The 3,449-nt window shown below is 30.8% G+C and carries 4 protein-coding genes; all 4 read left to right on the forward strand.

Annotated elements, in window-relative coordinates:
• Nucleotides 1–346 precede the first annotated feature (346 nt).
• The 4 genes from CXF67_RS08760 (at nucleotide 347) to CXF67_RS08775 (ending at nucleotide 3,390) form a co-directional block, all read left to right on the forward strand.
• On the forward strand, nucleotides 347–1,060 hold the full coding sequence (locus tag CXF67_RS08760; protein WP_102088412.1) for a CPBP family intramembrane glutamic endopeptidase: 714 nt from the start codon (nucleotides 347–349) through the stop codon (nucleotides 1,058–1,060).
• Between the two features lie 20 nt (nucleotides 1,061–1,080).
• A complete protein-coding gene (locus CXF67_RS08765) occupies nucleotides 1,081–1,545 on the forward strand; it encodes a hypothetical protein (protein ID WP_102088413.1) in 465 nt (154 codons plus the stop codon).
• 315 nt (nucleotides 1,546–1,860) lie between these two features.
• Entirely contained in the window at nucleotides 1,861–2,856 is a 996-nt protein-coding gene (locus tag CXF67_RS08770) for a helix-turn-helix domain-containing protein (protein WP_180957936.1), read from the forward strand.
• A 123-nt stretch (nucleotides 2,857–2,979) separates the two neighbouring features.
• A complete protein-coding gene (locus CXF67_RS08775; RefSeq protein WP_102088415.1) occupies nucleotides 2,980–3,390 on the forward strand; it encodes a lipocalin family protein in 411 nt (136 codons plus the stop codon).
• Nucleotides 3,391–3,449 lie beyond the last annotated feature (59 nt).

Below are 3,449 nucleotides of genomic sequence, written 5' to 3' on the forward strand. Positions count from 1 at the left end.
CCAGGACACACAACGCCATACAACAATGGCTATAGTTAATACGGGTTTGATGCTTAACCCAAAGTTTAGAGCTTTTAACTAAGTCCGCCAAATCTTTTGATTTGGCTTTATAACAAAAAAATATAAAACAAAATAAACAGTTTTGGCTAAGTGCTTAATCGAAAGTTCATTACTTTTAATTCCAGTACTAACCATAGCCGAACCGTTGTGCTTAATATTACAAACCACCGAAAACCATTGCTTTCATTAAGTTAAGTAATATTTACAATGACACAAATGATAAAATTTTGTAACCTTTTTCCGAGTGTGTCGTCATATAGATACCAACCGAATATGGATTAAAGTAATGACAACCGAAGAGAAACAAATTTCCTATGATATAACAAAGCCCATTAATCACAAAGGTTTTTTATTCGACCTCATTATTTACATTTCAGTAATGTTTCTAATTAGGGAAATTTATTTTCCGAGTGTAGGTTTTATAGTAAATGGACTTTTTTGGTCGCTTACTACTTTTGCCGTAGCAACTTGGAGGATGAAAGTTCGCAATGTTACTTGGAAAGATTTAGGACTGCGAAAACCTGAAAGCTATAAAAAATCTTTATTTGTAACCATTGGTATTTTAATAGCTATTGTTCTTTCAATAATGGCTTTTGAGATGATTAAAGATTATCTACCCTTTTCATTAGAACAAAAGAATTATTCTGAGAATTCAGCATCTAAATTTGGAAACCTAAAAGGAAATTGGCTGCTCTTTTTTACAATAATGCCAGCGGTTTTACTGGAATCGATGTTAGAAGAGTTATTAGACAGAGGTTTCTTAATAAATTGGTTTGAGAAATTATTTTCAAAAACCACAATAGCCACAATTCTTGCAGTCATACTACAAGCCTTAATTTTTGGATTTAGGCACTCTTATGATTTATCTGACAGGTCAATTAGAGTTGGTCTTATTGGCTTAATAATGGGAATAGCCTATGTGAAATTTGGCAAAAATTTATGGCCTTTAATTATTGCTCATTGCGTACTTAATACAATGTCTATGGTAGATAGAGTATAATATTTTAAAATTGTAACGAAATGGAAATTCAAAATTTAAACGACAGACCAAAAATTGACCAAAATAGTAGATTAAGTAAAAAATATGTTCAATTCCAAAAGCTAATTACTGAATTGAGTAATAAGGAGTTAAATGATGCTGTTGTACTTATAATAAATGAAAACATTAATTCTATCAATTCTATTCCAGTCTTGGATAATCAATTTTCTAAACGACTGAAAAGCGCTCAATCAAAAATTTTAAAAATAATCGAAAAACAACATAAATTAGCAACCAAAAACCATTACAGAAACATTTGGTTAGCTTTGGGAATTGGTGCAATTGGAGTACCAATAGGAGTTGTTATTGGCTCAATTACAGGCAATATGGCTTTCATCGGAATTGGAATACCAATCGGATTTGGTGTTGGAATAGCAATTGGTACAATGATGGACAATAAATTAAAAGACCAAGGAAAACAATTAGATTTGGAATTAAAAAACTAAGCACAACACAGTATATAAGCTATGGCTTGGTCAGTCCTCACTTGTAAAATCTTGAGGATTTTACAAAGCCAGTTTTTATCAGGAAAGGTCTGTGCCGAGACACGCCACAGCTCATATACATCAACGTTAGCTTTAATGCGTTAGAACCTTCTCGAATCTTAATAATAAATGAATCTCGAAATACTTGATTTTATAATAGTAATTGGCATAGTGCAAGGTGTTCTATTTTCCTTGGCAATATTTTTTTCTAAATATTTCAAAAGTTCTACCAATACTTATTTGGGAATTAGCATGTTAATTGGAATATTAACAAATGTGCAATACTTAGCAGTTAAATACCATTGGTATAGTGAGTTTCCTAAATTTGCTATTTTTGAAGACATTGAACTCGTTTTACTCTTCCCCATTACACTTCTGTTCTATTATGTGAAGTTTTTGTACCCTAAATTTAAATTACAAAATAAGTATAAACTATTATTTTTACCGTTCTCCATCTCCGTTCTTGTTAATTTGCATGTGGGAGGACACGCCCATTTTAAGTTATATAGCCTTGAGGATCTTTCTTGGGTTCCCCCTTTTTATACAGTAGAATACTTCTTTTCTATTGTCTTAAATATTATTATTCTGGTGGTTACATATGTGCTATTATTCAAAAAAACGAATACAGAACATCCGTTAGTAAACCATAGTTTAAAATGGATTAAACTGTTTTTCTATTTTCATGTGGCAATAATAATCACATGGATTTCTCTAGAGGTTGTTGAAAAGGCATATCCCAACGATTTCAACTTTATTCTTTGGCTTATTTTAAACTTGCTGTTCTATTGGGTGGGCTATATTGGAATTTTTAAATTTAGATTGGCTAGAAATCGATATGAAATAAGAAAACTTATTGATAAAGAAGTAAAAACAGAAACTATAGAAGTTTCTATAAAGGACAAAAAAACGGAATTAACTCAAGACAAAGACAATGAATACCTGCAAGACTTAGTAAGCATTTTAGAAAATGAATATATATATAGAGATCCAAAATTAAGTAGAAACGATATGGCAAATAGACTAGGCATAAGTGTTGGTTATTTGTCTCAGATGATAAATAATAATTCTAAAAAGAGTTTTTCGGACTATATTAATTATTATCGTGTTGAAGACGTAAAGCAGATGGTTTTAAATACCGATTTCAATAAATACAGTATGCTTGCCATTGGTTTGGAAGCAGGCTATAACTCTAAATCTGCATTTTATTCTGGTTTTAAAAAAGAAACGGGTTTAACACCTTCTGAGTTCAAAAAAAGCCATCAAATTTCTTAAAATGTTGAAAAATGTGTCCATAATTGTTCAGTTATAACTATTTGGGACTCTCAAGCCTAAGTGCCCTAGTACCTTTGCTCAAAATATAATTAACGCCTAAATAAAGGCGAAAAAATTAAAACAATGAGCAAAACAATTCAAATCGTAGTTATCCTAGTAATAGCTATTTTTAATCAATCATGTAGTGATGATGATTTTTTTATCGATAATATTAATGAAACCTTTGTTGATGGTCAATGGGAACTTATTAATTCGACCGAAAATGGCACAGCCATTACATTAACGGATTGTGATAAAATGAGTACTATTGAATTCATCGACAGTAGTGATGAAGCTATAATAGCAACCTATAATCTAATTGCTGATGATTGCGAAATGACAACTAATAGTACAGAAACGTATACTATTACTATAAATACGCTTACCATAACTAACAACCTTGTTTACGAAATTAGAATTGAGAATGAGCAGACGCTCGTTTTAACATCTACGCAAAACGATATCTCAGTTGTAGATACTTATAATAGATTGTAATCGTATTCTTTAGTTAATTTAGTAGAGACAAAAAATAGCTTGGACAATGTTCAGGTTAT

The sequence above is a fragment of the Psychroflexus sp. MES1-P1E genome (assembly GCF_002836055.1).
GTDB lineage: Bacteria > Bacteroidota > Bacteroidia > Flavobacteriales > Flavobacteriaceae > Psychroflexus.